At 62.3% G+C, this 24,862-nt stretch carries 25 protein-coding genes; 12 read left to right on the forward strand and 13 right to left on the reverse strand.

Features of this window, described 5'->3' with window-relative positions:
• The 4 genes from metG to ACT4OC_RS26850 form a co-directional block, all read left to right on the forward strand.
• The coding region (gene metG / locus ACT4OC_RS26835) for a methionine--tRNA ligase (protein ID WP_444842070.1) at positions 1 to 1,729 on the forward strand (1,729 nt) is incomplete at its 5' end.
• A gap of 4 nt (positions 1,730 to 1,733) precedes the next feature.
• Complete coding sequence (locus ACT4OC_RS26840; RefSeq protein ID WP_444842071.1) at positions 1,734 to 2,525, forward strand: TatD family hydrolase; 792 nt, start codon at positions 1,734 to 1,736, stop codon at positions 2,523 to 2,525.
• Positions 2,522 to 3,328 carry an MBL fold metallo-hydrolase gene (locus tag ACT4OC_RS26845; protein ID WP_444842072.1) on the forward strand — a complete coding sequence of 269 codons (807 nt, stop codon included), beginning with the start codon at positions 2,522 to 2,524 and terminating at the stop codon, positions 3,326 to 3,328. Before ACT4OC_RS26840 ends, ACT4OC_RS26845 begins: the two co-directional genes overlap by 4 nt.
• Positions 3,329 to 3,350: 22 nt before the next feature.
• Positions 3,351 to 3,977: an antibiotic biosynthesis monooxygenase family protein gene (locus tag ACT4OC_RS26850; RefSeq protein ID WP_444842073.1), complete on the forward strand. Its 627-nt coding sequence runs from the start codon at positions 3,351 to 3,353 to the stop codon at positions 3,975 to 3,977.
• Here the strand turns inward: ACT4OC_RS26850 and ACT4OC_RS26855 are convergent.
• Positions 3,974 to 4,561, reverse strand: a complete 588-nt coding sequence (locus ACT4OC_RS26855; RefSeq protein ID WP_444842074.1) for a hypothetical protein — start codon at positions 4,559 to 4,561, stop codon at positions 3,974 to 3,976. The genes ACT4OC_RS26850 and ACT4OC_RS26855 overlap by 4 nt on opposite strands.
• A 124-nt stretch (positions 4,562 to 4,685) precedes the next feature.
• Between ACT4OC_RS26855 and ACT4OC_RS26860 the strand changes: the two genes are divergently transcribed.
• Positions 4,686 to 5,183 carry a DUF2975 domain-containing protein gene (locus ACT4OC_RS26860; RefSeq protein ID WP_444842075.1) on the forward strand — a complete coding sequence of 166 codons (498 nt, stop codon included), beginning with the start codon at positions 4,686 to 4,688 and terminating at the stop codon, positions 5,181 to 5,183.
• An 8-nt stretch (positions 5,184 to 5,191) separates the two neighbouring features.
• Positions 5,192 to 5,434, forward strand: a complete 243-nt coding sequence (locus tag ACT4OC_RS26865; RefSeq protein ID WP_444842076.1) for a helix-turn-helix domain-containing protein — start codon at positions 5,192 to 5,194, stop codon at positions 5,432 to 5,434.
• A 9-nt stretch (positions 5,435 to 5,443) separates the two neighbouring features.
• On the opposite strand, the gene ACT4OC_RS26870 is transcribed toward ACT4OC_RS26865, so the two are convergent.
• The 8 genes from ACT4OC_RS26870 to ACT4OC_RS26905 all read right to left on the reverse strand — a co-directional run bounded on the left by ACT4OC_RS26870 (position 5,444) and on the right by ACT4OC_RS26905 (position 14,591).
• On the reverse strand, positions 5,444 to 7,129 hold the full coding sequence (locus ACT4OC_RS26870; RefSeq protein WP_444842077.1) for an acyl-CoA synthetase: 1,686 nt from the start codon (positions 7,127 to 7,129) through the stop codon (positions 5,444 to 5,446).
• 242 nt (positions 7,130 to 7,371) lie between these two features.
• Complete coding sequence (locus ACT4OC_RS26875) at positions 7,372 to 8,307, reverse strand: LysR family transcriptional regulator (protein WP_444842078.1); 936 nt, start codon at positions 8,305 to 8,307, stop codon at positions 7,372 to 7,374.
• Between the two features lie 83 nt (positions 8,308 to 8,390).
• A complete protein-coding gene (locus ACT4OC_RS26880) occupies positions 8,391 to 10,064 on the reverse strand; it encodes a carbon-nitrogen hydrolase family protein (protein ID WP_444842079.1) in 1,674 nt (557 codons plus the stop codon).
• A 30-nt stretch (positions 10,065 to 10,094) separates the two neighbouring features.
• Positions 10,095 to 10,931 carry an ABC transporter ATP-binding protein gene (locus ACT4OC_RS26885; protein WP_444842080.1) on the reverse strand — a complete coding sequence of 279 codons (837 nt, stop codon included), beginning with the start codon at positions 10,929 to 10,931 and terminating at the stop codon, positions 10,095 to 10,097.
• 11 nt (positions 10,932 to 10,942) lie between these two features.
• The gene (locus ACT4OC_RS26890; protein ID WP_444842081.1) at positions 10,943 to 11,935 is read right to left on the reverse strand and encodes an ABC transporter substrate-binding protein; all 993 of its coding nucleotides are present in this window, start codon (positions 11,933 to 11,935) and stop codon (positions 10,943 to 10,945) included.
• 26 nt (positions 11,936 to 11,961) lie between these two features.
• On the reverse strand, positions 11,962 to 12,747 hold the full coding sequence (locus ACT4OC_RS26895; RefSeq protein ID WP_444842082.1) for an ABC transporter permease: 786 nt from the start codon (positions 12,745 to 12,747) through the stop codon (positions 11,962 to 11,964).
• 243 nt (positions 12,748 to 12,990) lie between these two features.
• On the reverse strand, positions 12,991 to 13,794 hold the full coding sequence (locus ACT4OC_RS26900) for an enoyl-CoA hydratase/isomerase family protein (RefSeq protein ID WP_444842083.1): 804 nt from the start codon (positions 13,792 to 13,794) through the stop codon (positions 12,991 to 12,993).
• Between the two features lie 32 nt (positions 13,795 to 13,826).
• Positions 13,827 to 14,591, reverse strand: a complete 765-nt coding sequence (locus ACT4OC_RS26905) for a hypothetical protein (protein ID WP_444842084.1) — start codon at positions 14,589 to 14,591, stop codon at positions 13,827 to 13,829.
• Positions 14,592 to 14,653: 62 nt separating this feature from the next.
• Between ACT4OC_RS26905 and nthA the strand changes: the two genes are divergently transcribed.
• The 3 genes from nthA to ACT4OC_RS26920 are packed head-to-tail and all read left to right on the forward strand — an operon-like array spanning position 14,654 to position 16,337.
• Entirely contained in the window at positions 14,654 to 15,295 is a 642-nt protein-coding gene (gene nthA / locus ACT4OC_RS26910) for a nitrile hydratase subunit alpha (protein WP_444842085.1), read from the forward strand.
• On the forward strand, positions 15,295 to 15,954 hold the full coding sequence (nthB, locus tag ACT4OC_RS26915) for a nitrile hydratase subunit beta (protein ID WP_444842086.1): 660 nt from the start codon (positions 15,295 to 15,297) through the stop codon (positions 15,952 to 15,954). Before nthA ends, nthB begins: the two co-directional genes overlap by 1 nt.
• Entirely contained in the window at positions 15,954 to 16,337 is a 384-nt protein-coding gene (locus tag ACT4OC_RS26920; protein ID WP_444842087.1) for a nitrile hydratase accessory protein, read from the forward strand. The genes nthB and ACT4OC_RS26920 overlap by 1 nt, the downstream gene beginning before the upstream one ends.
• Before the next feature lie 188 nt (positions 16,338 to 16,525).
• On the opposite strand, the gene ACT4OC_RS26925 is transcribed toward ACT4OC_RS26920, so the two are convergent.
• The 3 genes from ACT4OC_RS26925 to ACT4OC_RS26935 are packed head-to-tail and all read right to left on the reverse strand — an operon-like array spanning position 16,526 to position 21,596.
• Positions 16,526 to 19,765 (reverse strand): ATP-binding protein, encoded by a 3,240-nt coding sequence (locus tag ACT4OC_RS26925; RefSeq protein WP_444842088.1) that lies wholly within the window; start codon positions 19,763 to 19,765, stop codon positions 16,526 to 16,528.
• The gene (locus ACT4OC_RS26930; protein WP_444842089.1) at positions 19,765 to 20,508 is read right to left on the reverse strand and encodes a hypothetical protein; all 744 of its coding nucleotides are present in this window, start codon (positions 20,506 to 20,508) and stop codon (positions 19,765 to 19,767) included. The genes ACT4OC_RS26925 and ACT4OC_RS26930 overlap by 1 nt, the downstream gene beginning before the upstream one ends.
• An 11-nt stretch (positions 20,509 to 20,519) precedes the next feature.
• A complete protein-coding gene (locus ACT4OC_RS26935; protein WP_444842090.1) occupies positions 20,520 to 21,596 on the reverse strand; it encodes an endonuclease domain-containing protein in 1,077 nt (358 codons plus the stop codon).
• A gap of 234 nt (positions 21,597 to 21,830) precedes the next feature.
• Between ACT4OC_RS26935 and ACT4OC_RS26940 the strand changes: the two genes are divergently transcribed.
• Positions 21,831 to 22,733: a hypothetical protein gene (locus ACT4OC_RS26940; RefSeq protein ID WP_444842091.1), complete on the forward strand. Its 903-nt coding sequence runs from the start codon at positions 21,831 to 21,833 to the stop codon at positions 22,731 to 22,733.
• Between the two features lie 148 nt (positions 22,734 to 22,881).
• Positions 22,882 to 23,058, forward strand: coding sequence for a hypothetical protein (locus ACT4OC_RS26945; RefSeq protein ID WP_444842092.1), 177 nt, complete (start codon positions 22,882 to 22,884; stop codon positions 23,056 to 23,058).
• On the opposite strand, the gene queC is transcribed toward ACT4OC_RS26945, so the two are convergent.
• A complete protein-coding gene (gene queC, locus ACT4OC_RS26950) occupies positions 23,055 to 23,774 on the reverse strand; it encodes a 7-cyano-7-deazaguanine synthase QueC (RefSeq protein WP_444842093.1) in 720 nt (239 codons plus the stop codon). The two genes, ACT4OC_RS26945 and queC, sit on opposite strands and share 4 nt — an antisense overlap.
• 107 nt (positions 23,775 to 23,881) lie before the next feature.
• Here queC and mazG point away from each other — a divergent pair, with 107 nt between their 5' ends.
• The gene (gene mazG / locus ACT4OC_RS26955) at positions 23,882 to 24,712 is read left to right on the forward strand and encodes a nucleoside triphosphate pyrophosphohydrolase (protein ID WP_444842094.1); all 831 of its coding nucleotides are present in this window, start codon (positions 23,882 to 23,884) and stop codon (positions 24,710 to 24,712) included.
• The last annotated feature ends 150 nt before the right edge of the window (positions 24,713 to 24,862 follow it).

The following is a 24,862-nucleotide window of genomic DNA, read 5'->3' on the forward strand; positions in this document are numbered from 1 at the left end:
GAAGCCGGTGAAGAAGGCGAAGGCACGCAAGGCTTCCGCACCGAAAGCGAAGAAGACGGAAACGCCGGCCAAATCTCCGGCTCCGACGCCAGCGCCGGTCAAGCCGCCCGCGCCGAAGAAGAAGCGTGCGCCGGCCGCAAGGCCCGCGCCGACTGCTGCGACCGCGGCCTCGCGCGGCAACCACTTCTACATCACGACCGCCATCGCCTATCCGAACGGCCAGCCGCATATCGGCCACGCCTATGAGGCGATCGCGACCGATGCGCTGGCGCGATTCCAGCGGCTCGACGGCAAGGACGTGTTCTTCCTGACCGGCACCGACGAGCACGGGCTGAAGATGATCCAGACGGCCGAAGCCGAAGGCATGACGCCGGCCGAGCTCGCCGCCCGCAACGCCCTCCGCTTCAAGCAGATGGACGAGGTTCTCAACGTCTCGTTCGACCGCTTCATCCGCACCACGGAGCCCGCGCACCACAGGTCGGTGCAGGAAATATGGAAGCGGATGCAGGCCGGCGGCGACATCTATGTCGACACCTATGCCGGCTGGTACTCGGTGCGCGACGAGGCCTATTGCGACGAGGGCGAGACGGTGCTCGGCGAGGATGGCGTGCGCCGCGGCCCGCAGGGCACACCGGTCGAATGGGTCGAGGAGAAGAGCTATTTCTTCCGGCTCTCCGCCTATCAGGACAGGCTGCTCGCGCTGTACGAAAGCCAGCCCGACTTCATCGGGCCGGATTCGCGCCGCAACGAGGTGATGAGTTTCGTCCGGGGCGGGCTGAAGGACCTTTCGATCTCGCGCACCACCTTCGACTGGGGCGTCAAGGTGCCCGACGATCCCGAGCATGTGATGTATGTCTGGGTCGACGCGCTGACCAATTACATCACTGGCGTCGGCTTTCCCGACGCGAGCGATCCGCGCTGGCGCTACTGGCCGGCGGACGTGCACATCATCGGCAAGGACATCATCCGCTTCCATGCGGTGTACTGGCCGGCTTTCCTGATGTCGGCCGGCGTGCCCGTACAGAAGCGCGTCTATGCCCACGGCTTCCTGTTCAGCAGGGGCGAGAAGATGTCGAAGTCGGTCGGCAACGTCGTCGATCCCTTCAACCTCGCCACGCAATACGGCGTCGACCAGGTACGCTACTTCTTCCTGCGCGAGGTGCCGTTCGGACAGGACGGCAACTACAACCACGAAGCCATCGTCGCGCGCATCAATGCGGACCTCGCCAACGATCTCGGCAATCTCGCGCAGCGCTCGCTGTCGATGATCTCAAAGCAGCTCGAAGGCCGGCTGCCCGAGCCCGGCGAGTTCTCCGACAACGACAAGGCGATGCTGGCGCAGGCCGATGCCATGATCGAAACCTCGCGCACGGCGATGGCGACGCAGCAGATCCATCAATGGCTCAACGCCGTGTGGGCCGTGGTCGCCGAAGCCAACCGTTACTTTGCGGGCGAGGCGCCGTGGGCGCTCGCCAAGACCGATCCGGCGCGGCAGAAGACGGTGCTCTACGTCACCGCCGAAGTGGTGCGCCAGATCGCGATCCTGGCGCTGCCGGTGATGCCGGCTTCCGCCGCGAAACTGCTCGACAGCCTCGGCGTGCCCGAAGGCGAGCGCAACTTCGCCGCGCTCGGCGGGGCAAAGCGCCTGGCACCGGGCACCAGCCTTCCGGCACCGGTCGGCGTGTTCCCGCGCTATATCGAGCCGAAAGAGCCAACCGACGGCCAGTAAGAAAATGCTCGTCGACAGCCATTGCCATCTCGACTTCAAGGATTTCGCCGAGGATCTCGACGCCATTGTCGCGCGCGCCGAGGCCGCCGGGGTCGGCCGCATCGTCACCATCTCGACGCGGGTGCGGCGGCAGGCCGAGCTTCTGAAGATCGCCGAGCGCTTTCCCAACGTCTATTGCTCGGTCGGCACCCATCCGCACGAGGCCGACGAGGAAGACGGCATTGCCTCATCCGAGCTGATCGAGCTGACGAAGCATCCGAAGGTCGTGGCGCTGGGCGAGGCGGGGCTCGACTATTTCTACCAGTACGGCTCGCGCGAGGCGCAGGAGCGCGGTTTCCGCGCCCATATCGCGGCGGCGCGGGCCACCGGCCTGCCGCTGGTGATCCACACCCGCGAGGCCGACGAGGATTGCGGCCGCATCCTCGCGGAGGAGGTGGCGAAGGGGCCGTTCAAGGCGGTGCTGCATTGCTACACCGGCGGGCGGGAGCTCGCAATGAAGGCGATCGATCTCGGGTTGTCGATCTCGTTCACGGGCATCCTGACCTTCAAGAAGTCGGATGCGCTGCGCGCGCTCGCCGCCGAGCTGCCGGCCGACCGCATCATGGTGGAGACCGATGCGCCCTATCTGGCGCCGGGAAAACACCGCGGCAAGCGCAACGAGCCGTCTTATGTGGTCGAAGTCGCCAAAGTGCTGGCGGAGACGCGCGGCGTGACATTCGAGGAAATCTCACGGCTGACCACCGAAAACTTCTTCCGCCTGTTCTCCAAAGTGCCGGCGACGCAGGCCGCGGCATGACGCTGACGCTGACGATCCTCGGCTGCGGCTCCTCCGCCGGCGTACCGCGCCCGGCGCTGGGCTGGGGCCGCTGCGATCCCAACAATCCCAGGAACCGTCGCCGGCGCTGCTCGCTGCTGGTCGAGCGGAAGTCGGGCAACGGTGTCACCTGCGTCGTGATCGACACCTCGCCCGACCTGCGCGAGCAGCTGATCGACGCCGATGTCGACCACCTCGATGCGGTGTTCCTCACCCACGAGCATGCCGACCAGACCCACGGCATCGACGATCTGCGCTCGGTGGTGCTGCACCAGCGCCGGCGCATTCCGACCTATTTCAACATGTCCACCGCCAAGGACATCATGGCGCGGTTTTCCTATTGCTTTATCGCACCGGAAGGCAGCGATTACCCGCCGATCCTGACCCGACATTCGATCGAGGCTGGCGAGCGCCACGAGATTCTGGGGAAGGGCGGGGCGATGACGCTGGGCGCCTTCGGCGTACAGCACGGCAACATTCCCTCGCTCGGCTATCGCATTGGCGATGCCGCCTACATTCCCGACGTCAGCGACATCCCGCAAGCGAGCTGGCCGGCGCTCGAAAATCTCGATCTCTGGATCGTCGACGGCCTGCGCTACGCGCCGCATCCCAGCCACTTCTCGGTCGACGACGCGCTGTCCTGGATCGAACGCTTCAAGCCGAAGCGCGCTGTCATCACCAACATGCATTCCGACCTCGACTACGAGGTGCTGCGGCAGAGCCTGCCCGAGGGCGTGGTGCCCGCATATGACGGGATGCGGCTGACACTGGACGGGACGGGGTAGTCTCTGAGACGGAGGCATTGCGATGATCGGCTTGTTCTTCGAAGTTCAGACTCGCGAGGGACATCGAGATCAGTATATGAACCTCGCGGCCTCGCTGCGGCCCGCGCTCGATGCGATGGGCGGCTGCCTCTTCATTGACCGCTTCAAGAGCCTGACGCGGGAAAACCTCCTGCTGTCGTATCAGATCTGGCAGGACGAAGGCGCGCTGACGGCCTGGCGCGTCCATGGCCAGCATCACAAGGTGCAGGAGATTGGCCGCGATAAGGTCTTTGCCGACTACCGCATCCGCATCGCGCAGGTGATCCACGAAGCGCGGCCGGGACAGCCGGTCTGGCAGCCGGAACGGCGCACGCCCTACAACGATCCGGCAAGGCGTCAGCCGACCTATGTGCTGGCGGCGGAATCGAAGAACGCCAAGCTTGCCGTGGAGACCGATTGGAATAGCGATACCTTCGAGAGCGTCTACCGCGAAGGCGTATTCGCGCATTTGATCGATCTGCCGGACCCGCAATCCGGCATTGAATTCGGAACGCGCCTATTCGCCGATCCGACGATCGAGTATGTCCGCGTCCTCGAGGTCATGCGCGACTACGGCATGTACGATCGCACCGAGGCGCCGCAATATTATCCGCCGGTCGAACGGCGCTAGGGCGCGCAACGCGGTATCCTGTCCACGATGGCATGGTCCGGTGAGATCGTTCGCAGATCGAGGTCGCGCGCGAGCGCTACATAGTCGCCGGTCTCCGCCGTTCGCAGATAGGTGGTGAGATAGATGGGCCCTTCAGGCAGTTCGCCAGTCTTGCAGGCTTGCGGCTGAATCGAAATCGAGACCGAGCCGTGCTGGCCGCTGCTCTTCTTGGCGATCAGTTCGGCGCGAAAGGCGGTGAAGCCGGGCAGGTCGGCTTCGTCGATACGGTAGGCGAAGACGTGGCTGTGCGCGTCCGCCTCGCGCGCAAGCTCGGGAGGCGCGGACAACTCGCGCAGCACGAAGTCGCGCGCCTGCTCCGGCGTGCGCTCCACCCGCACGGTGATGCGCAGCGCCACGCCATTCGGCCTGGCGCGCAGGCTTCGCGGCAGCTTGATGGCCGCGCGCAGCTGCGCCGGATCCGAGGTTTCGAAATCGACCCGGGCGAGCTTCACCATGGAAGTCACGGGCACATGGCCGCAGCAAGCGAGGGTTGCCGAGACGGCGGCGCGCAGAAAGACGCGCAGCAGCGATTTTCGTGGATGCATGACCAATCCCTACTTGACGATGATTCATTATCGAAATACGATAATTAAATCACGTGTCAATGGAAGGATCGCAACAATGACTGCATTCGCTCATTCGGATCGTTTGCGCCGTTTCTGCAATGCTATGACGATGGTCACTTCGATCGGCATGGTGCTGATCGCGCTTGCGACGTGCCTCGTGTTCTTCATCCCGGAATGGTCCCGCGGCCTGCTACTGGAGCGATTGGGCGAGGCCGGCCGCGACCTTGCGCTGACGCCGGCGCGGCTTGCCGCCGGCGCCGCGGTCACCATTGTTCCCGTGGGCGTGCTGATGTTCGGGCTATGGCAGGCACGCGCGCTATTTGCGGACTTCGCCAAGGGACGCGTATTCACCCTGACCAGCGCCCGACGCCTGCGCGATCTGGCTGCCTGCGTGCTGGCGCAGGCGGTTCTGGGCCCAGTCTCCTCGACGGCACTGTTGCTCGCCTTCACGCTCAGCAATCCGCCGGGCAGCCGTCAGCTCCGGATCGCGCTGTCGGTGAACGACTATGTCGCACTGATCGTTGGAGGCGTGCTGCTGGCGGTCGCCTGGGTCATGGTCGAGGCAACGCGTATCGCCGACGAACACGCCTCCTTCGTCTGAAGCGCAGCATGCCCATCATCGTCAATCTCGATGTCATGCTGGCGCGGCGCAAGATGCGCTCAAAGGAGCTCGCCGAGCGCATCGGCATCACCGAGCAAAATGTTTCGCTGCTGAAATCCGGCAAGGTGAAAGGCGTGCGCTTCGACACGCTGGCCTTGATTTGCAAGGCGCTGGACTGCCAGCCCGGCGACGTCCTCGAATATCGTGACGATGCTGCCGGCGCCACGGTGCCGCCGAGCGCGCGGGCGTGAGGCCACGCCTTACGCCGAGATCGCCTTCGCCGACCCCAGCTGGCTGCGCAGCAGGAACTTCTGGAGTTTCCCCGTCGAGGTCTTCGGGATGGTGCCGAATACCACGGCCTTGGGCGTCTTGAAGCCGGACATGTGGCTGCGGCAATAGGCGATGATCTCCGCCTCCGTTGCCTTCGCGCCTTCCTTCAGCTCGATGAAGGCGCAGGGCACCTCGCCCCATTTCGGATCGGGCTTTGCCACCACGGCGGCGAACAGCACGGCCGGGTGCTTGTAGAGGACGTCCTCCACCTCCACCGACGAGATGTTCTCGCCGCCGGAGATGATGATGTCCTTGGAGCGGTCCTTGATGATGACGTAGCCGTGCTCGTCGAGCACGCCGAGATCGCCGGTGTGGAACCAGCCGCCGGCAAAGGCCTCGTTCGTCGCCTTCTCGTTCTTCAAATAACCCTTCATCACGATGTTGCCGCGGAACATCACCTCGCCGATGGTCTCGCCGTCGCGCGGCACCTCGCGCATCGTCTCGGGATCGAGCACGGTGACGGCTTCCTCCAGCGGGTAGGGCACGCCCTGCCGCCGCTTCATCTGCGCGCGGGCCTCGGGCGAAAGATCATCCCAGCCGGGCTGCTCGGCGCAGACGGAGGCGGGGCCATACACCTCGGTCAGGCCATACACATGCGTCAGCTTGATGCCGATGCTTTCGGCGCCCTCGAGCACCGCGACCGGCGGCGCGGCACCCGCAATCAGGCCAACCACGGGCCTTGCCTTGGCGCCCTTGGGCGCGCCGGGCGCGTTGATCAGGGTGTTGTAGACGATCGGCGCGCCGCACATGTGGGTGACGCCGAGCTTGGGGATCAGCTCGAAAATCTTGGCGGGATCGACCTTGCGCAGGCAGACATTGACGCCGGCTGCGGCCGCCACCGTCCACGGGAAGCACCAGCCATTGCAGTGGAACATCGGCAACGTCCACAGATAGACCGGATGCTGGCCGAGATTGCCGGCGAGGATATTGCTGACGGCGTTGAGATAAGCGCCACGGTGGTTCGTGACGACGCCCTTGGGATTGCCCGTGGTGCCCGACGTGTAGGAAAGGGCGATCGCATCCCATTCGTCGGCCGGCAGCTTCGGCACGTAGTTTGGATCGCCCTGCGCTACAGCGGCTTCATACTCGATCGCTCCGATACGCCGGTTGCCGCCGAAGGACGCGTCGTCGACATCAACCACGAACGGCTTTGGACCTTTCATCAGCGTCATGGCTTCTGCGATCACGGCGGCGAATTCCGGATCGACCAAAATGATCTTCGCGCCGCCATGGTCGAGCTGGAACGCGATCGACGGTGCATCGAGGCGGATGTTGAGCGCGTTAAGGACGCCGCCGGTCATCGGCACGGCGAAGTGCAGCTCGTTCATCGCAGGCACATTGGGCAGCATGGCCGCGACCGTGTCGCCGACGCCGATGCCGCGCCCGGAGAGCCAGGACGCAAACCGGCGGCAGCGCGCATAGGTTTCCGACCAGGTGAAGCTGCGGCCTTCATAGACGGCGCTGAGGTGGTCCGGATAGACGGCCGCGGAGCGCGCGAGGAAGCTCAGCGGCGTCAGCGGCACATAGTTGGCCGGGTTCTTGTCCAGTCCGATGCTGTACTGGTTCTGGGTCGCGCTCACGGCATTTCCTCCAAGCAAAAGTCTTTGACGGCACATTACGGAGGCGGCGGCGTCCGGTCATCCACGATCTCGTCGAGCGCGGCGGCCGATGCGTCGCGCCGCCGTGCGGCGCATCACGGCCGGTGGCATCTGGCGGCCAGGAAGTCTCAGGTTTCCGTCTTAACTATTTGATCCAATTGAAGATAAATATATTCCATAATATACCTTATGCGAATTGCGGATTGTGACCCGGCTGAGTTCGCAGGTCCGAGGCGAGCCTCCTCCCGATTTGCCGCAGGTCAGTTCTTCGGCCGCGATCCGGGTGACATCAGGAAATCGGCATCCGCCGCTACGCGCTTCTCGAGGAAGGCCAGGACAGCCTTGATGCGCGCGATATGAAGCAGATCCTCATGGGCCGATAGCCAGATGTCGCGGACTGAAAAATAGGTCGGCAGCACCGGCCGCAAATCCCGGTTCTGGGCCGCCACGTAGGACGGCAACATGGCGATGCCCAAGCCGCTGGACGCGGCCACGTATTGCGAGATCAGGCTGGTGCTTCGGAATACGACGTGAGCCGGACGCAGGATGTCGGACAGCCAGCGGTTTTCCTTGATGTGAATATGCTCGTCGATGAAATCGATGAACTCGTGGCTGTCCAGGTCCTTCAGGTCGGAAGGCATGGGCTGGCGTTGCAGATAGGCATTGGAGGCGTAAAGGAAGGTCTTGAACTCGCCGATCTTCTTGACCGAAAGCCGCCTTCCCTTCGGCCTGAAGAAGCTGACGAAGATGTCGGCCTCTCGCCGCGTCATGTCGAGAAGGCGGGTATCGGTGATCAACTCCACCTGGATGGAGGGATAGGATTTGCTGAACGCCGCCATACAGGCGGTCAGATACATGCTGCCGATGCCTTCCATGCTGGCGATGCGAACGGCGCCGGCTGCATCCGCTTTCTCGGAACCGACGACCGTCTCGATGATGGCGTTGGCGTTGTTCTCCATGCCCTCCGCGTATTGCAGGAGACGCAGGCCGGCTTCGGTCAACGCGAAACCGGCCTTGCTGCGCTTGAACAGCGTGGTGTTGAGGCCCCGCTCGAGCTCCCTCACCCGGCGGCTGACCGTGGTGTGGTCGACCTTCAGTTTCTGGCCGGCGCGAACGAGGTTTCGGGTACGCGCGACTTCGAGGAAGAAGATGACGTCGTCCCAATTATAGCGCAACGTTCGTGCAGCCTTTGCCACCTCGGCCTTCCTGATATGCCCGTTCGCGAGCCTCGGCATTAGTGCACGCTTACTTTCAGGCATATCGGTCGCGACGGCAACCCTCAGGCGGCGATGATCGGCGCGTAGGTCTCCACCAGCCGGTTGGCAAACATGTCGACCTTCGGGATCATCAGCTTCTGCCGGCACACCGCGAGGTCGATGTGCTTGGGCATGACGGCTCCGAGCTTGAGCACGCGCGGCGCCACGACATTGATGTCCCACAGCGGAAAGCCGGTCGGCGGGATGACCAGGCTGCCGCCCGGATAGGGCGAGTCGACGCGATTGGCGAGCACCACGGCCACGCGATTGTCCTCGGCCCTGGGAATGGCAAGGAGTTCCCGCTCGAACGGTTCGCGCAGCGAGGCAGGCCAGAGGATAATGTCGGCCGCAGCGATACCGAGACAGCGCGAGGTCTCGGGGAATACCGCGTCATAGCCGGACATCACGCCGATCCGCCCGAATGGCGTATCGAACACCGGATAATCGTCGCCTGCCCTCGCCCATTTGCGTTCTTCTGCAGTCAGGTGGGTCTTACGGTACTTGCCGACTTCCTTGCCATCCGGGCCGAGCAGGAAAGTCGTGACGTAGAGTCCAGCTGCCGCGCGCTCAACGCTGGGAATGGCGATGAGGCACTGGTAGCGGGTCGCGATCGACGCTGCCCGGGCCAGCAGCGCGGGCGTCTGATCCGCCAAGGCAGCAGCTTCGGCAACCGTCGGGATCGCGGCGGAACAGAACGCGTACTCCGGCAACGTGAGCACCTCGATGCCGAGCTTGGCCGCATGATCGACCATGTCGAACACGTCGTCTGCGGACGCATCCCCGGTCACATGCATCTGGACGGCCGCGACCTTGGCGACCGATTTCGCCGGGATCAGCGGCCGTTCGGCGATCCTGTAGACCGGGGTCTTCTCATAGGGCATCGCCATCATGCCGTAGGTCTCCGGCCGGCGGTCGGCGATCTTGTCGTTGGCGGTGTAGATCGACTTGTCGTGTGCGGCGTCGAGGTCGATGTCGGCAACGGCCATGCCGTGGGTGTCATAGGGCACCTTGGAGATCACGCGGCCCTTGGGATCGACGATCATGCTACCGCCGGGATAGTAGATCGACCGTTCGTATCCCGCCTTGGTGGCCGCAACCAGCCACAGGCCGTTCTCGTAGCTGCGGGCCGGTCCCCACATATCGGCCTGGTCCATCGCGAAGAAGTTCGCCATGTCGACGATGACTTCTGCGCCTTGCATGGCCATGGACCGGAAGATCTCCGGAATACGCCCGTCGAAGCAGATCAGCAGGCCGATCTTCCCGAGATCGGTATCGACCACCGGGCAGCCGCGCTCGCCGAACGCGAACCAGTTCTGGTCGTGGGTGGCGAGGAACTGCTTGTGATAGTGACAGGCCACATCGCCCTTCCGGTCGAACATGATGCCGGTGTTGAAGATCTTTTCCTTGTCCGGATCCCATTCGGTGACGCCGCTGGCGATGTAGATCCCATGCTTCCTGGCGAGCCCGGACAGCGCCTTGACGAAGGGCCCGTCCTTCATGGTCTCGGCGAGCTTGCGGCAATGCTCGGCGGAGTCGAAGAGATAGCCGGTGTCCATGCATTCGGGGAAGACGACCAACTCGGACCCCTGCCTCACCGCATCCTCCACGAACCGCGTTGCGAGGGCAATGTTGTGATCGAAATCGCCCAGGCGCGCGAGCGTCTGGACGGCGGCAGCGCGGAAGCGGCGCTTCGTCATGTCAGTCTCCATCTTTGGCAAATTTAGAACTCAGTCTCGTTTGACCTCGCGCCAGAAGCGGTCGAGGCAATGGCGTTTCAGGCTGATGAACCCCTCGCCGGTAGTGACGTCGAGGTCGCGGGGCCATGGCAGGTCGACGCCGACGATCTCCGCGACCCGCGTCGGCCGCCGCGTCAGAAGCACCACCTGGTCGGCCAGCTGGATGGCCTCCTCAAGGTCATGGGATACCAGCAGCATGGTCGTCTTCAGCTTCATGAAGATGTGCTGAAGCCGCTCGCGCATGAACAGCGTCATTTCGTAGTCGAGCGCCGAGAACGGCTCGTCCAGAAACAGCACCTCCGGATCCGTGACCAGCGCCCGCAGAATCGAGACCGTCTGCTGCTGGCCGCCCGACAGCGTGTAGGGATAGGCATTGAGATCAAACGGGACGTCGAATTCGGCGAGAAGCTTTTCCACGCGCCGGCGGCGTTCGGTGCGATCGACGCCGAGAACCTTCAATGGGTAGTGGATGTTGTCGATCGCGCGCATCCACGGAAACAGAGCTTCCCGGTAGTTCTGAAAGACGTAGGATATTCTGGTGTCACGGATGCTTTGGCCGTCGTAGAGCACCTCGCCCGCATCCATCGGCATCAGGCCGGAGATCATGTTGATGAGGGTACTCTTGCCGCAGCCGTTCGGTCCGAACACCGAAATGAACTTCCCCATCGGGAGGTCGATCGAAAAGTCGTCGTAGATCGTCGTTCCCTGGAATTTCTTGTTCAGCCCGCGCACGGTGATGTGCGCCTGCCGGGGCTTGCGTTCCCGGGCCGACGGCAGGCCTTCGGCCGCCGGCCAATCGGGAGTTCGGATCGCAGTCACCTTGCCCATCGGCCTCTCGTTCAATTGCCCAGATCGGACTTGGCGAGGAGCTTGTCCTTCACATTCATCGGACCGGCCATGACGCCCTCCTTTATGAAGACGTCGACGAGCGCCTGGTACGACTTGATGTCGGTCTCGTTGAGGTCCTTGAAGGCACGGAGATAGGGCTGGGCAAGGAATTCGAGCTGATCGTCCTTGATGGCCGTGTACCTGGTGAGGATCGGCTTGTACTTCGTGAAGCCGGCATTCACGAGATCGGTCGCCTCGTCGATTATGGCGACCACCTTGCGTGCCACGTCGGGCCGCTCCTTGAGGAATTTCGTGGTTAGCAAGGATGCGCCGGAGTAGAAGGGATCGGCGATCACCCTCGCCACCGGATTGGTCATGGCGCGGGCCGCCTTGCCCGATGCAACCGCAATGGAGCCGACCGGCTCGAGCGACAACGTCGCATCGACCGTTCCGCCGACAACGGCAGGCACCTGCATGGCCACCGCCAGATCGACGAGCTTCACATCGGTATCGGGATCAAGGCCTGCGGAACGAACCATGTGGCGCGAGATGGTCCGCCACTGAATACCCGGCACGTGGCCGAGCGACTTGCCCTTCAAGTCGGCGAAACTCTTGATCGGACTGCCCGGCTTGACGATCAGCCCGTCATTGATGCGATCGACCGCCACTCCCCCGCCCTGCAGACCGAATACCCTCAGTTTCCCCGGAAACTTGGACTCGGCGATCATGGCGATGCCGGCTGCAGCTCCGGGAGGACCGAAATCGGCGCGCTCTGCGATTAGCGCGTCGATGATCTGGTTCGGGGCCTCCATCTTGGTCGAGACGATCTCGATGCAGGCCTTCTCGAACAGCTTCTCTTCGAGGGCGACGTAGTAGGCCGTGGTCTGCATGATCGGCAGCCAGACCGCCGTAACCTTTTCCATCTTATTGCAGGCCGCGTTTGCGCCTGATGTGCAGAGCAGGAAAGCCGAAGCGGCAGCCCCAAGAATGGTCTTGACCTTCATGATGTCCCTCGTTTCGTTTGCGTGGACTATTTCCCGGACCAGTGGATCAACGACCGCTCAACCATCAACAGCAGGAGATTGAGCCCGTACCCCATCGCGCCCGCGACGAGGATCGATCCGTACATTTCGGTGAGCGAATAGGATATCTGGGCGTCGATGATGCGATGACCGATGCCGTCGGTCGCTCCGATGAACATCTCGGCGACGATGATGACGACCAGAGCGAGAGAGACCGCCGTTCGCAGTCCCACGAAGGTCTGCGGCAGGGTCTCGAAGAAGATCACGTCCTTGAATATCCGCAGCGATGACGCTCCCATCGACCGGGCTGCCAGAATCCGCGTCTGCCTGGCATTCATCACGCCATAGGCAACGTTGAAGACGATGACGAGCCACGCCGCGAACGCGGCGACCGCGATTTTTGCGAAATCGCCAAGGCCGAACAGCAACAGGAACAGCGGAAACATCGCCGTTGCCGGCGTGGAGCGGAAGAAGTCGACCAGGAATTCGACCGAGCGGTAGATCGCCGACTTGGCACCGAGCACGATCCCGATCGGAACGCCGGCAACGACTGCAATCAGAATCGCGTAGCCGACGCGAACCATGGTGTGGACGAAATCGCCGGTCATCTTGCCGGCCGCGATGCTGAACGCAGTGTCGCGCAGCGTGTCGACGGGCGACGGCAGCAAGTCCTTGTTGACCAGTTGGCCCTTGAAGGCGACCCACCACAGCGCGAAAAGCAGCAGCGGGCCTATCGCCAGCTCGATGGCGCGCTTGACCTTCGGGTTTCCGATCGCATCGGTGACGTATCGCATGACGATCCCCAGTCAACTCTTCCGCGAAATTCCACTGCGGAATTCCGTTTCGGAGCAACGCGACGTTGGGCTCGAGCGGCGCAAAAGAAAATGCCGAGATGTGCAATGCATCGTGCAAGGATGCATATTGAAAACAAGCTGACGGGTGATTGATTTGCAGGCTTGCAATGCCTAACAAGTGAGCAGAGCGGTTCATTTTCGCGCAATCGGCAGACAATTGCCGATTTGAAGTTGTGCGCCGACCTACCGTCCCCTGAACTTCGGCTTCCGTCGCTCCAGGAACGCGGCGACGCCTTCCCTGTGGTCCTCGGTGAGGCTTGCCAGCGCGAACTGGTCGACGTCCATGTGGCTGGCGAGATCGTCGAGCGCGTGCGCGAGGCGGTTGACGGTGAGCTTGGTCATGGCGACCGAGAGCGGCGGCTGGGCGGCGACTTTCTGGGCCAGCGCCATCGCGGCATCGAAGGCCTTGCCGGGATCGGCCACCTGCTCCACCAGGCCCCATTGGAAGGCCTCCTCGGCCGTGATGCGGTCGTCGGCCAGGATCACGGCCTGCTTCGTCCGCGCCGGGCCGATCAGGTGCAGCATGCGCGGCACGCTTTGCCAGCTCATGTTCATGCCAAGGCCAATCTCGGGCACGCGCAGATGGGCGTCGCGGGCCATGACGCGGAAGTCCAGCGCAACCGCCAGCGCCGCGCCGCCGCCGATGCAGAAGCCTTCGATGGCGCCGATGGTGATCTGCTCCATATCGTGCCAGGCACCGGTCAGCCGCGGTCCGAGCTTCAGGTGCCGGCGCAGCGCGCCGAGATCCATGTCCCGCCGCGATTTGCCCTCGGCGTCCTTGAGATCGAAGCCGGCGCTGAAGGTCTTTGCGCCGGTCAGTACGACGACCGAAGTCGACGCATCGTCCTCGAAGCTGCGCGCGGCATTGGTTAACTGGCGCAGCGCTTCCGGGGAGAGGGCGTTGATGCCGTCGCCGCGGTCGAAGCGCACGATCGCGATGCGCCCGTCGGGACCAAGCCCTTTCTCGATCGACACATACTCCGCCAACGCAACCTCCCTGCTCGCTTCTTGTTGTTCTCTTACAGTTGCCCGGAGCGCTCGCGCGCGGGCTTGCCGCCCTCGACGGGAAAGCGGATCGTGGTGCCGAGCGTGAGCCAGCTCGCGCCTTCGCCGGTAATGTTATGGCCGAAGATAACGTCCACGGAGAAGATTTCGTTCGGACGGTAGCGCAGGCCGGTCTGGAAGCGCGGCCGGGTTGTGCCGGGCGCTTCCGCCGAGCCCACCTGCCCGAACGCCTCGATGGTCCATTGCAGCGTGTCGGTGAACTTCCAGTCGAAGCCGATGCCGTAGAGCGCGAAGTGCCTGTCGCTCGTGCGGTCCCACAGCCAGCCGCCGTTGAGGTTGATGCGCATGGTCTCCGACAGGCGCAACGTCGCCGGCACCACTGCCGCGATGGTTTGGTTCTCGCCGGTTGCCGCATCGAAGGCGCCGGCGGCGTAGAAGGAGAAGCCGAGCTTTCCGATGCCGGTCGGCACCAGGTTCGTCTTGGCCTTGGCGGCGATCGAGGTACCCCATTCGCCGTCGCTCCTGGCGCGGTTGGTCGGCAGGCTCAATTCGACCGGCTTGAGCTTGAACGGATCGACCACGCAGGACGGATTGGCGACGGCGGTGAAATCGGTATTGGTCGCCGACGACAGCCAGCTCTCGATCTTGCAGGAGCCGGCCTCGGCGATATCGGCAGCGTCGACCGCATAGGCGTTGTTGGCCGCCCTCGCCTCGTCCGCGAGCCATGGCCAAATCGCTGCTGCCGCCACCAGGGCGGAGAGTGTCGCCCCTTTCCCCATGGCTGGAACCTAGCAGAGTCCCCGCCTCGACATAGCCCGCTTTTTGCGCCTATCCTCACGTCATGTCCGGGCACGACCACGACGATCATCATCATCACCACGATCACGACCATTCCGAGCTGTCGGAGACCGAGCTGCGCGTGCGCGCGCTGGAGTCGATCCTGACCGAAAAAGGCTATGTCGATCCGGCTTCGCTGGACCTTCTGATCGATCTCTATGAGACGAAGATCGGCCCGCGCAACGGCATCCGCGTGGTGGCGAAAGCCTGGGCCGATCCGGCCTATCGCGCGCGCCTGCTTGAGAACGCGACCGCGGCGATCGCCGAGCTCGACTATAGCGGCCGCCAGGGCGAGCACATGGTGGTGGTCGAGAACACCCCGGAGCAGCACAACATGGTCGTGTGCACGCTGTGCTCCTGCTATCCGCATCCGGTGCTGGGCCTGCCGCCGGTCTGGTACAAGTCGGCGCCCTATCGCTCACGCGCGGTGTCCGACCCGCGCGGCGTGCTCGGGGATTTTGGCGTGACGCTGCCCGACACCACCAAGATTCGCGTCTGGGATTCCACCGCCGAAATCCGCTACCTCGTGCTGCCGATGCGCCCCGAGGGCACCGAGGGCTGGAGCGAGCAACAGCTCGCCGAGCTCATCACCCGCGACAGCATGATCGGCACGGGACTGCCGAAGCAGCCCGGCGAGGTTGCCTGATGGACGGCGCGCATGACATGGGCGGCGTCAAGGGCTTTGGGCCTGTGCTACCCGAAGCCAACGAGCCGGTATTTCACGAAGACTGGGAACGCCGCGCCTTTGCGCTCACGGTGGCGATGGCGCGCCCCGGCGGCTGGAACATCGACATGTCGCGCTTTGCCCGCGAGAACCGCCCGCCGCAGGATTATCTCGGCAAGACCTATTACGAGCTCTGGCTGGCAGGTCTCGAAACGCTGATGATCGAGCGTGGCCTGGTGACGCGCGAGGAGATCGAGGCCGGCAAGGTCCTCGCCCCGCCAAAGCCGGGCGTGAAGCCGATTGCGCCGGGCGAAGTGACGCCGGCGATCCGCCGCGGCGGGCCGACCGAGCGTACGCCGACGGCACCGGCGCTGTTCAACGTCGGCGACGTCGTGCGGATGAAGGACATTCACCCGGTGACGCACACGCGCCTGCCGCACTATGTTCGCGGCCGGCGCGGCACCATCGAGCTCAATCACGGCTGCCACGTCTTTCCCGACGTCAATGCGCTCGGCAAGGGCGAGGATCCGCACTGGCTCTACACGGTGCGCTTCAACGGACGCGAGCTGTGGGGCGAGAGCGGCGATGCCACCCTCTCCGTCTCCGTCGATGCCTGGGAGCCCTATCTGGAGCGCCCCTGATGGAATTGACCCCGCGACAGGCCATGCGTGCCGCGGTCGCCATTCCGGGCGTGCCGCGCGATGAGGACGGCCCGGTCTTCCGCGAGCCCTGGGAGGCCCGCGCCTTCGCCATGGCGCTGGCGCTGCACGAGGCCGGAGTCTTCACCTGGAAGGAATGGGCCGAGACGCTCGGCGAGGAGATCAAGCGCGCGCAGGCCGCCGGCGATCCCGACACCGGCGAGACCTATTACCGGCACTGGCTGGCAACGCTGGAGCGCCTCGTCGCCGCCAAGGGCGTCGCTACGGCCGAGCTTCTGCATCGCTACCGCGACGCCTGGGACCACGCCGCCGACCGCACGCCGCACGGCAAGCCGATCGAGCTGGCGGCGGAGGATTTTGGGTAGGTGGTGGTGTCGCCGCTGCGTTCCGCAGCGACAGCGGCACGATTTCTGATTCAATTTTCAAACAGCCTACGTCGTCATTCCGGGACGCGCCACTCGGCGGGCCCGGAATCCATACTCCCGATCGTGGTTATGGATTCGCAGATGCGGAATTGCGCATCGGGCGCTCCTTACCCGCCGTGTTGAATTTGTCACACGGGTGCCGGTTTACTCTCTCGCGCTCGTTCGACAACCTCATTCGCGGTGAGCGGATTTGCCGGATGCCACGTCAAGCAGATGGGGGTACGAATCCGGATTGGCCGCGCCACTGCCTCCGTCGAGAAGTAGAACTCCCCGCGGATCAGCCGCGCAATATCATTTCCTCCTCCGCCCCCCCTTGCCTCGAGAAGGCCGCGTGTGGCCGCAATCGTGGTCGGCGAACTCATCCGACCATAGAAATGCGTGGTACAGTTCGAGACGATCTTATTGTCAATACCGGTGGGGGTCTGCGTGGCGAAGATCATGCCGAGACCGTATTTGCGAGCCTGTGCCGCAAGCGCCAGCGTGCTCTCCTTGCATGGGGTAGTCTTCTGTGAAGGCGCAAAGTTCTGCGCCTCGTCGACGACCAGTAGCCGGCCGGTTGGGCTCGGATTTCGCTTGATCCAGGTGAACAACGACATCTGCAGCTGATTTACAAACGCCTGACGCGCCTCGTCGCTCGCAAGTCCGGAAAAGTTTATCACTGATATCCGCGTCCGAGTGGAATCTGAGCCAAACAGCAATTCCGGATCGAGTGGCGCGCCACGCGACTGCAACAGCGGATTGGTTGCGATCGCCGCGCGCAACTGATTGGCCATCGCGGAAGCTAATTTTGGCGCACCGTCAATCCGGCTAACCTCTTCCGGAAGGTCGGTGAGGGTTTCGATCAATCGATCCAGGTCACCACCCCCTGCCTGCGCAAAGCTGCGCAGCGCATCCGCCAAGACTCCTTCCTTGAGTTGGGCTCCCGCGCCCTTGGCGCCAATGAAGGGCGCCAAAGTGGCGCGCGCCATCTCAATAGCGTGCGACCGCTCATCTTCGTCGTCTCCAAGCCCGGCAAAGTCCGGGAGGAGTGCCAGTGACATTGGCCGACCGGCATTGCGACCCGGCGTCCAAACCGCTACTTCGACCCGTCTGCGATATTCGGCAGCCTTTACCGCATCTGCTTCCCTCCAGCCGTCTGGAGGCACGGGCCATTGATCACCGAGGCGCGCTAGATCATTGTTCGTGTCAAGCACGATGGCCGGAACGCCCAGTAAAGCCGCCTCCTCCACGATCCGGCGCAAAAGTACCGTTTTCCCCGATCCGCTTCCCGCCAGTATTGCAACGTGACGAGGCAACAGCTCGGCCGCGAGATTGGCTGCTGCGCCGGCGACTCCGCGTTCGTAGCGGTTCCCGAGCGGAATAACGCGCAGTCCGGCATTGGACTTCGATACTGGTTGACTCGTACCGCTCGTCGGCAAAGCCGGCTCGGTTGGGTCTTGTTGCTTTGTTTTTTCAGGCCGAACTTGATCGTTTGGTGGCATGCTAGCAGCCCCCCCCGACCTTGGGGCGCTATTGTCCGGACAAGGTTCGATCGTACTTCCTCCAAGGAACGACGGAGGAGCCAATCCCGCTTCTTTGAAGAGTGATGTTGTGTATAGCGGCTTTGTGTCCCGCAACCATGCGTCAAATCCAACGGGATTCTGCCGCGACATGGCTTCGAGTGCCATGAACACCCGCAAATCGTCTTTTGTTAGTGAGACAAACTTGCCGCCCGCCTGCAAAAACTTTTGAACCAGTTGTTGCGTCTTAGGACCGCCAGGAGGCACACCGTCCCTCAGTATGAGCAGATGCCTAAAGCCAAGAGCCCTGTCGACGCCTGATGCTGTCATTGCAGCATGCAGGCGGCCCTGGAACGCGATTGCGTTCGTGTGAGGCAAGAGCCGAAAACAGAAGTGATGCTCGCGGTCAGCTTCGCTTCGAAAAACAAATGTTAGGCGCCCGTGTAGGGAAGGTCGTCGTTGATCGGGGTCACGTTGCGAAAGAACATCGATATCGTCTGGTAAATCCAGCTGCGTGGCGTAGATGTTCAACGTCTCGGCCAGGATTGCCGCAAGGCGCTCCTCATCGGCCGGTTGAAGCACGCCGTCTGGATTCGCGGCGGCAAGCGCGCGGTTGTACGCATCAGCAAGAGGAGAAGGCTGCTCTCCTTTCGCTACCGTCGTAGTTTCGCTGAACGTGGTGCAAACCAACATCTCGCCCGCGGCGAGACAGCGCTGCCGATGGTCTTCACACGCTTTTAGTAATTGTCGAGGCGTAAATCCAATAGCCGATACGAAAGCGTCTTTCGCGAATGGCCAGGTGTTGTAGGGCGGTGAAAACCCGGCGGCTGTATAGACCGGCATAAGGCGTGCCGCTATCAACATTTGGGCGGCTTCTGGCTTGGACAAGGCCTTTAGAGGGGTTGGAGCCTTATAGCGATCGCCTACGGCCACTGATGCCCTCGCCTTTAGAACCTCCCACGAAACGTCCAGGCTGGAAATGACTGTTATCGCGCGTTGCTTGACATCGTGCAGGCCCATCAATCCATCAACGAGTTTCTCGATAATCGATTGCGTTTCCGTCTGCTCCGCACCATCCATCTCACCGGTCGCGCGCCGCTGGCTGTTCGCTTCGCTGATAATAGCGTCGATCTGGTCAACCGCGATCACCGTGGGTCCAACCAGACTAAGAAGCCAAGAGATGCCACGAACGATTTCGACTGCCGGCTTACGGAGAGCTACGAACCCGAGACCGCGAAGTTCTGCCGGGTCGAGCTCCATGCCTTGTAGCCACGCGTGCGCAATGCTGCCGCATTCCAGGTCCTCTGAAATCAACAAAATTAACGCGCGGATGACATCGCCGTGGAGCTGAGTCTTGGCACGATCGCGGGCGGTGAGCGCCACGATGAATAGCTTGACCAATTCTGCCATTAGTTCGCGCGGGCGGCCGCGATACCGCGCCGCGATTTCGCTCATTTGCGACTGGACGCCAAGCAGTGATGTGAGCTTGTGAATGAGCCTATCGTATTGGGTTTGGCGACCTTCAATCTTGATCTGCAGCGAGTTCAGGAACCCTAGCGCTGCCGATTCCCAAAAGTCCGTCACTCCGACCAAATCTAATAGGATAAAAGTGCCGCCTTCTTGCCAAACGCGTCGTCGCAACTCACCGACGAGATGCGTTTTCCCGTATCCCGCCGCTCCTACAACGACCCGTCCAATGGCTTCATTATCCGGCTCGACTTCCCTGGTGCTTCTGAGAAAATAACCTACTATGTCTTCAAGGACATCCTTGTGAATATCGGGAATATTATAAGGCTGATCGCGCCATACGCTTCGAAGCTGGCGCGTCCAATTGAAATCGACGTCGCGAAAAAGTTCAAGTCCGCTCATTATCTTAATATCCAGATTACATGTCGGGGTTCTTTGCCTACTTGCAACGCAGCATCTCGGTCTTCGTCTGTAACATCTGGACGATAGTCGAGCTGCATCAGCGATGCCTCCTCGTTGCGGACCATTTGCATCAACGCTGTATCGACAAGCCCGCGGTCGATATCGGCAAGCGCAGGACGCAAATTGCGTAGCAAAACGCGACGATTTATCCCGCCGGCAAGGCTGAGATAGGCCGTTCGTATACGATTGCGGACGTCCTCTAGATCATCCTGAACAGGAGTTTCGGTCGGCGACTGCCCCGTTGGCGAATTCAAGAACAGTTCATACAAACGAACGTCGCGAGCGCTCAGAAAACCTTTGAGCCTGCAAAGCCAGTCCTGCAAGACACCTGCGTTATCAGGCAGTGGATCGGCGAGATGTTGTTCCGCCCAGTCCCAGCCCTCTTCGGTAACGACAAACCAGTAGGCACGATTTACTTTAGAGACTTGAACGAGCTTTTCCCGTTCAAGCATGGCACGCTCAGGCCCATTGATCCGCGGTTTTAACTTTCCGCCAAAAGCCTCACCCCCCTTGCTCAAGAGGCCCCACATGGCGAGTGTCATCTTCTCCGCAGCAATTTGCTCTCGCGTCTTCGCCGCTTTTGCGGTAGCGCTTGCGGTACTCCGTGTAGGAGCCGACTTAGCGGATTTCGTGGATCCGTTTTTCGGTTTTTCACCTGAAGATTGTTTTTTACGCTTCGCCATCATCGCCTCGCTTAGCTCATCCGCTTGCGGCAAAGGTGAACGATGTCCCGAATTTTCTCAACCGCCTTTCCTATGTCTTGCGCGATCTCGTCATTGGCGAGCCGCAAGACAGTGTAGCCACTCATCATCAATTCGTAATCGCGGTGACGGTCATACATGAATGCCGCACGATTGCCGTGGCTGCCATAGCCGTCAAGCTCGACAACCATCCGCCCGGCGGTCCAGACGAAATCAACCTTCGGCCGCAAACCGTAGACGGTTTCAATAACCTGATTGCAGCCAAATAACCGGGCAAGCTCGTTGTCGGCACGTAACGCCTTTTCAAGCCGTTGTTCGGTCTCGCTGAGCGGGTGCGGCGAACCGAGCCAAGGTGCAAGCCAAACTGCTTCTGCGGAAGCAGGTACCTCAGGAGGCTCTCCGCCCGCCTTCTCGTCCAGTACCACGATGCGGGCGCCGTAAAGTATCCGATCGAATGGCGGCTGATGCGGCGGCAGATCGCGGAACAGGGCGACCACCGCGCATTGGGTGAGTTGAGCGACCCATTCCAGGGCATGCACGACGGCAGCTGGATGTGAATCTTCACAGGCGTGCCCGGCATCGACGATCAAGACCAGACCGTGCCGGCTTACCGTAAGGGAGAGCTGCGAAACCTCCACCGCTGCCGGGACGCTTCGAACCCGCGGAGATTTTTGATCGAGCACAAGATCGACGGCCGCTTCGGCCCATGCCGATTGCAGATCCGGCATTTGCGCCGCCACGCGTCGGATGATCGCATGAGCGGCCAGCTGGCCGAGCGCATCCGGCCCGCATTGGGAAAAGTCGATATCCGTGAACCAGATAGGCCATAAGCGGCGAGCCGTGCCAGCCAACTGGTCAATCAATTGCCCGATGGCTCCATCCGTCGTTCGAGCCCTCGAAACGCGCGTGAACAGCGCACGAGGCGAAGCCGGTGTTGGCTTTACCTGCTCGATCAGTTGGCGGAGTGCCATCCCGTCCAACCCCGCCAGCACAAGGACAGCGCCGGCTGGAGCACCGAGAACAATTTCGGCAATCGAACTTGGTCGAACGGTAGTTTCGCGCCAGGACAAACTAGCCTCGCCCTCAAGAACGCTCGCTACAACCTGACCACGAGGGCCCTGTGCGACGGAAATGTGACAAAACACGCAAAAATTTCTTCCTAGAAGGCAATTCAGTAAACTCTACTGACCAAACCTCTTTCTTCATCCATAAGACCAAGAAATCTCTTCAATTTCAAATTGAACGTTCAAAAATTTTAAAATACGGTCGAAACCACTGTTTCATTCGAGTTGGGGGAACGACCTATGTCCGAAGTCATCTCTTTTGGTAATATCGTGAACTCGCTTCGCGCGGTTCGCAACGACTATAACGAACATCTCAAGACCGTCCCGCAATACGAGGCTTTTCTGCTGGTCGAAAGCTCGACGCAGAAGGTCGCGGATACCCTGCAGGGCATCATCAACTCCGCCGCCCCATCGATGGCTGGCGAAGTTGTCGCCACGCTGGAACTGGCCAAGGCCAGGTTCAGGGAGCATCTGACCAGCGTGCCCGAGTATCGCGCCCTGCTGGCGATCGACAAGCTGATCCGCGATGTCGCGGCCGATCTTGGCGTACAGCCGGCGCAAGCTGCTGCCCCGGCCGAGCCCGAACCGACGGCAGTGGAAACCGCCTCAACGGCGGAGGTCGAAGCTCCGGTGCTTCAAGAGACGGTTTCGCAGTCTGAACCTACGGTGCAGCACCCCGCCGATGAAGCCGCTGTTGCAATTGCCAGCATCGCCGAAGCGGTATCGGCACATTCCGATGGTACCGACACCGCCGAACCGGCACCGGTGCATGCTGCCGCGGACACGGCAACCGAAGTTGCCCAAGAGGATTCCGGCCACCAGGAAGCGACGGTGCAACCGCCCGCTCCAGAGTATGTCTATGCCAACGAAGTGGCAGCGCAAACTTCGATCGAGCAAGCGCCTCCGGCTGTTCTTGTCGAGGCGTCCGGACATGAGACCGAGGCCACCGCGGTGCTTGGGGGCATCGAGGCACCGGCCGAAGTGGCCGTGCAAACAGCCGAAAATCAGGAAACGGCTTCGTTTGATCCGGGTGCCGGGCACGCGCCGTCTGAACCCGTGGTAATCATCGCGGAAGAAACGAGCGAGCCAGAGCCATCTGAGCAGCCTGAAACGTACGGTCACGAGGCGGAAAAGGCGGCCTGACGGCGCGCACACACTCTTCAGGCAAATGCCGCGCCCCTCGGGAGCGCGGCATTTGCTGTTTGACGGATCAGTGAATGCCAGCCCGGAGCTTTACACTTCATTAACCCTCGGCTCGTTACGAATAGGTTAATCGAACGGAGCCGAGTCGATGATTGAAGATGCTGTGGCCAGAATCCAGGCGATCGAGCAACAATTGACGCAAAAGACGCGCCGCCAGTTGCAGGCCCGGCTTACCATTCGCGGTTGCCTGAAGGAGTTGCGCCATATTTCCGGACATCACAGTCTCGCGTCCGCGCAGGAGGCCGAGATCCGTCCGGCCCATTAATTTGCGGTGGTCGCAGCTCGCGCCGCGTACTCCCGCCAACCCTTCGCCCGCAGGCTGCAGGCCGGGCATCCGCCGCAGCCATAGCCCCAATCGTGCTGCGCGCCGCGTTCGCCGAGATAGCAGGTGTGGGAGTGCTCGCGGATCAGGTCGACCAGCCCCGCCCCGCCGAGATCGTATGCGAGATTCCAGGTATTGGCCTTATCGAGCCACATCAGCGGCGTGTGCAGCTCGAAGTTTTTCGCCATCCCGAGGTTGAGCGCGGACTGCAGCGCCCGGATGGTCTCGTCGCGGCAATCGGGATAGCCGGAATAATCGGTCTCGCACATGCCGCCGACGATGTGGCGGATGCCGCGCCGATAAGCCAGGGCCGCCGCGAAGGTGAGGAATACGAGATTGCGGCCGGGCACGAAGGTGTTCGGCAGGCCGTCCTCGCCCATCCTGATTTCGACGTCGCGGGTGAGCGCCGTGTCGGAGATTTCCGCGAGGGTCGGAATCTCCAGCGTATGGCTCTCGCCGAGCTTGGCGGCCCAGTCGGGGCGAGCCGCGCGGATGCCCGCCAGCAGTAGATCCCGGCAATCCAGCTCGATGGCGTGGCGCTGGCCGTAGGCAAAGCCCAGCATTTCGACGCGCGCGAAGCGGTCGAGCGCCCAGGCGAGGCAAGTGGTGGAATCCTGCCCGCCGGAGAACAGGACCAACGCGGTTTCCTGATTGTACATGCCCCGCCCTTAGCACCCCCCGATCCACAGGCCAATGCACCGGTTTCGCTGGGATCGCCGGGCGCCATGCGGCATAAGGAATGAAATCCCGACAACCCGGAAACAATATGAAACCTTCCCGCGATATTTCAGGGCTGATCGAGGTGATGGCGGCGCTGCGCACGCCGGTCACGGGCTGTCCCTGGGACCTCGAGCAGAACTTTGCGACCATTGCCCCCTACACCATCGAGGAAGCCTATGAGGTGGCGGAGGCGATCGCGCGCGGCGACCTCGACGACCTCAAGGACGAGCTCGGCGATCTGCTCCTGCAAGTCGTGTATCACGCCCGCATGGCCGAGGAGCAAAACGCGTTCGCCTTCGGCGACGTCGTCGAGGCGGTGACGCGCAAGATGATCCGGCGTCACCCGCATGTGTTCGGCGACGAGAACGGCGTCGTCACCTCGGGCCACGTCGCGGAAAACTGGGATCGCATCAAGGCGGAGGAGAAGGCCGAGCGCGCCGCGCGCCGGCCGCCGGAAGAGCGCGAGCACGCCTCGCTGCTGTCGAGCGTGAAGGCGGGCCTTCCCGCCCTCGCCCGCGCGCTGGACCTGCAGCGCAAGGCCTCAACCGTCGGCTTCGACTGGAACGACCCGCGCGCGGTCTTGAACAAGATCCGCGAGGAGGCCGACGAGATCGAGGCCGCGCTGGATGCCGGCGACAAGGCTCATCTGGCGGAGGAAACCGGCGATCTTCTGTTCGCCGTCGTCAACCTCGCCCGCCATGCCGACGCCAATCCCGAGATGGCGCTGCGCGGCGCCAACGCGAAATTCGAGAAGCGCTTTGCCCATATCGAGCGCGCGCTGGCGGCGAAGGGGCGCTCGCTCGAGGATGCGACGCTGGAAGAAATGGATGCGCTGTGGGACGAGGCGAAGGGGGAGAAGGTATCAGGTGAACGCTGAGGATTCGTAGGTGGGCAAAGCGAAAGAGGCTGGGCAAATATTCAATCGGCCATCGACGCAGTAGAAATCCATTCGCAGTCCGACGCCATAGCGCCGAAAATATTCTGTTGCCGTCATTGCGCAAGCAGTGCAGAGAATGAACTTTCTACG

It is taken from the genome of Bradyrhizobium sp., assembly GCF_052389815.1.
In the GTDB taxonomy this organism is placed as follows: domain Bacteria; phylum Pseudomonadota; class Alphaproteobacteria; order Rhizobiales; family Xanthobacteraceae; genus Bradyrhizobium.

What these genes read in the sequence shown, in the direction of transcription:
- ACT4OC_RS26840 (WP_444842071.1), top strand. Translation starts at nt 1,734, where the DNA reads ATGCTCGTCGACAGCCATTGCCATCTCGACTTCAAGGATTTCGCCGAG.
- ACT4OC_RS26845 (WP_444842072.1), top strand. Translation starts at nt 2,522, where the DNA reads ATGACGCTGACGCTGACGATCCTCGGCTGCGGCTCCTCCGCCGGCGTA.
- ACT4OC_RS26850 (WP_444842073.1), top strand. Translation starts at nt 3,351, where the DNA reads ATGATCGGCTTGTTCTTCGAAGTTCAGACTCGCGAGGGACATCGAGAT.
- ACT4OC_RS26855 (WP_444842074.1), bottom strand. Translation starts at nt 4,561, where the DNA reads ATGCATCCACGAAAATCGCTGCTGCGCGTCTTTCTGCGCGCCGCCGTC.
- ACT4OC_RS26860 (WP_444842075.1), top strand. Translation starts at nt 4,686, where the DNA reads ATGACGATGGTCACTTCGATCGGCATGGTGCTGATCGCGCTTGCGACG.
- ACT4OC_RS26865 (WP_444842076.1), top strand. Translation starts at nt 5,192, where the DNA reads ATGCCCATCATCGTCAATCTCGATGTCATGCTGGCGCGGCGCAAGATG.
- ACT4OC_RS26870 (WP_444842077.1), bottom strand. Translation starts at nt 7,129, where the DNA reads ATGTGCCGTCAAAGACTTTTGCTTGGAGGAAATGCCGTGAGCGCGACC.
- ACT4OC_RS26880 (WP_444842079.1), bottom strand. Translation starts at nt 10,064, where the DNA reads ATGACGAAGCGCCGCTTCCGCGCTGCCGCCGTCCAGACGCTCGCGCGC.
- ACT4OC_RS26885 (WP_444842080.1), bottom strand. Translation starts at nt 10,931, where the DNA reads ATGGGCAAGGTGACTGCGATCCGAACTCCCGATTGGCCGGCGGCCGAA.
- ACT4OC_RS26890 (WP_444842081.1), bottom strand. Translation starts at nt 11,935, where the DNA reads ATGAAGGTCAAGACCATTCTTGGGGCTGCCGCTTCGGCTTTCCTGCTC.
- ACT4OC_RS26895 (WP_444842082.1), bottom strand. Translation starts at nt 12,747, where the DNA reads ATGCGATACGTCACCGATGCGATCGGAAACCCGAAGGTCAAGCGCGCC.
- ACT4OC_RS26905 (WP_444842084.1), bottom strand. Translation starts at nt 14,591, where the DNA reads ATGGGGAAAGGGGCGACACTCTCCGCCCTGGTGGCGGCAGCAGCGATT.
- nthA (WP_444842085.1), top strand. Translation starts at nt 14,654, where the DNA reads ATGTCCGGGCACGACCACGACGATCATCATCATCACCACGATCACGAC.
- nthB (WP_444842086.1), top strand. Translation starts at nt 15,295, where the DNA reads ATGGACGGCGCGCATGACATGGGCGGCGTCAAGGGCTTTGGGCCTGTG.
- ACT4OC_RS26920 (WP_444842087.1), top strand. Translation starts at nt 15,954, where the DNA reads ATGGAATTGACCCCGCGACAGGCCATGCGTGCCGCGGTCGCCATTCCG.
- ACT4OC_RS26925 (WP_444842088.1), bottom strand. Translation starts at nt 19,765, where the DNA reads ATGAGCGGACTTGAACTTTTTCGCGACGTCGATTTCAATTGGACGCGC.
- ACT4OC_RS26930 (WP_444842089.1), bottom strand. Translation starts at nt 20,508, where the DNA reads ATGGCGAAGCGTAAAAAACAATCTTCAGGTGAAAAACCGAAAAACGGA.
- ACT4OC_RS26940 (WP_444842091.1), top strand. Translation starts at nt 21,831, where the DNA reads ATGTCCGAAGTCATCTCTTTTGGTAATATCGTGAACTCGCTTCGCGCG.
- ACT4OC_RS26945 (WP_444842092.1), top strand. Translation starts at nt 22,882, where the DNA reads ATGATTGAAGATGCTGTGGCCAGAATCCAGGCGATCGAGCAACAATTG.
- queC (WP_444842093.1), bottom strand. Translation starts at nt 23,774, where the DNA reads ATGTACAATCAGGAAACCGCGTTGGTCCTGTTCTCCGGCGGGCAGGAT.
- mazG (WP_444842094.1), top strand. Translation starts at nt 23,882, where the DNA reads ATGAAACCTTCCCGCGATATTTCAGGGCTGATCGAGGTGATGGCGGCG.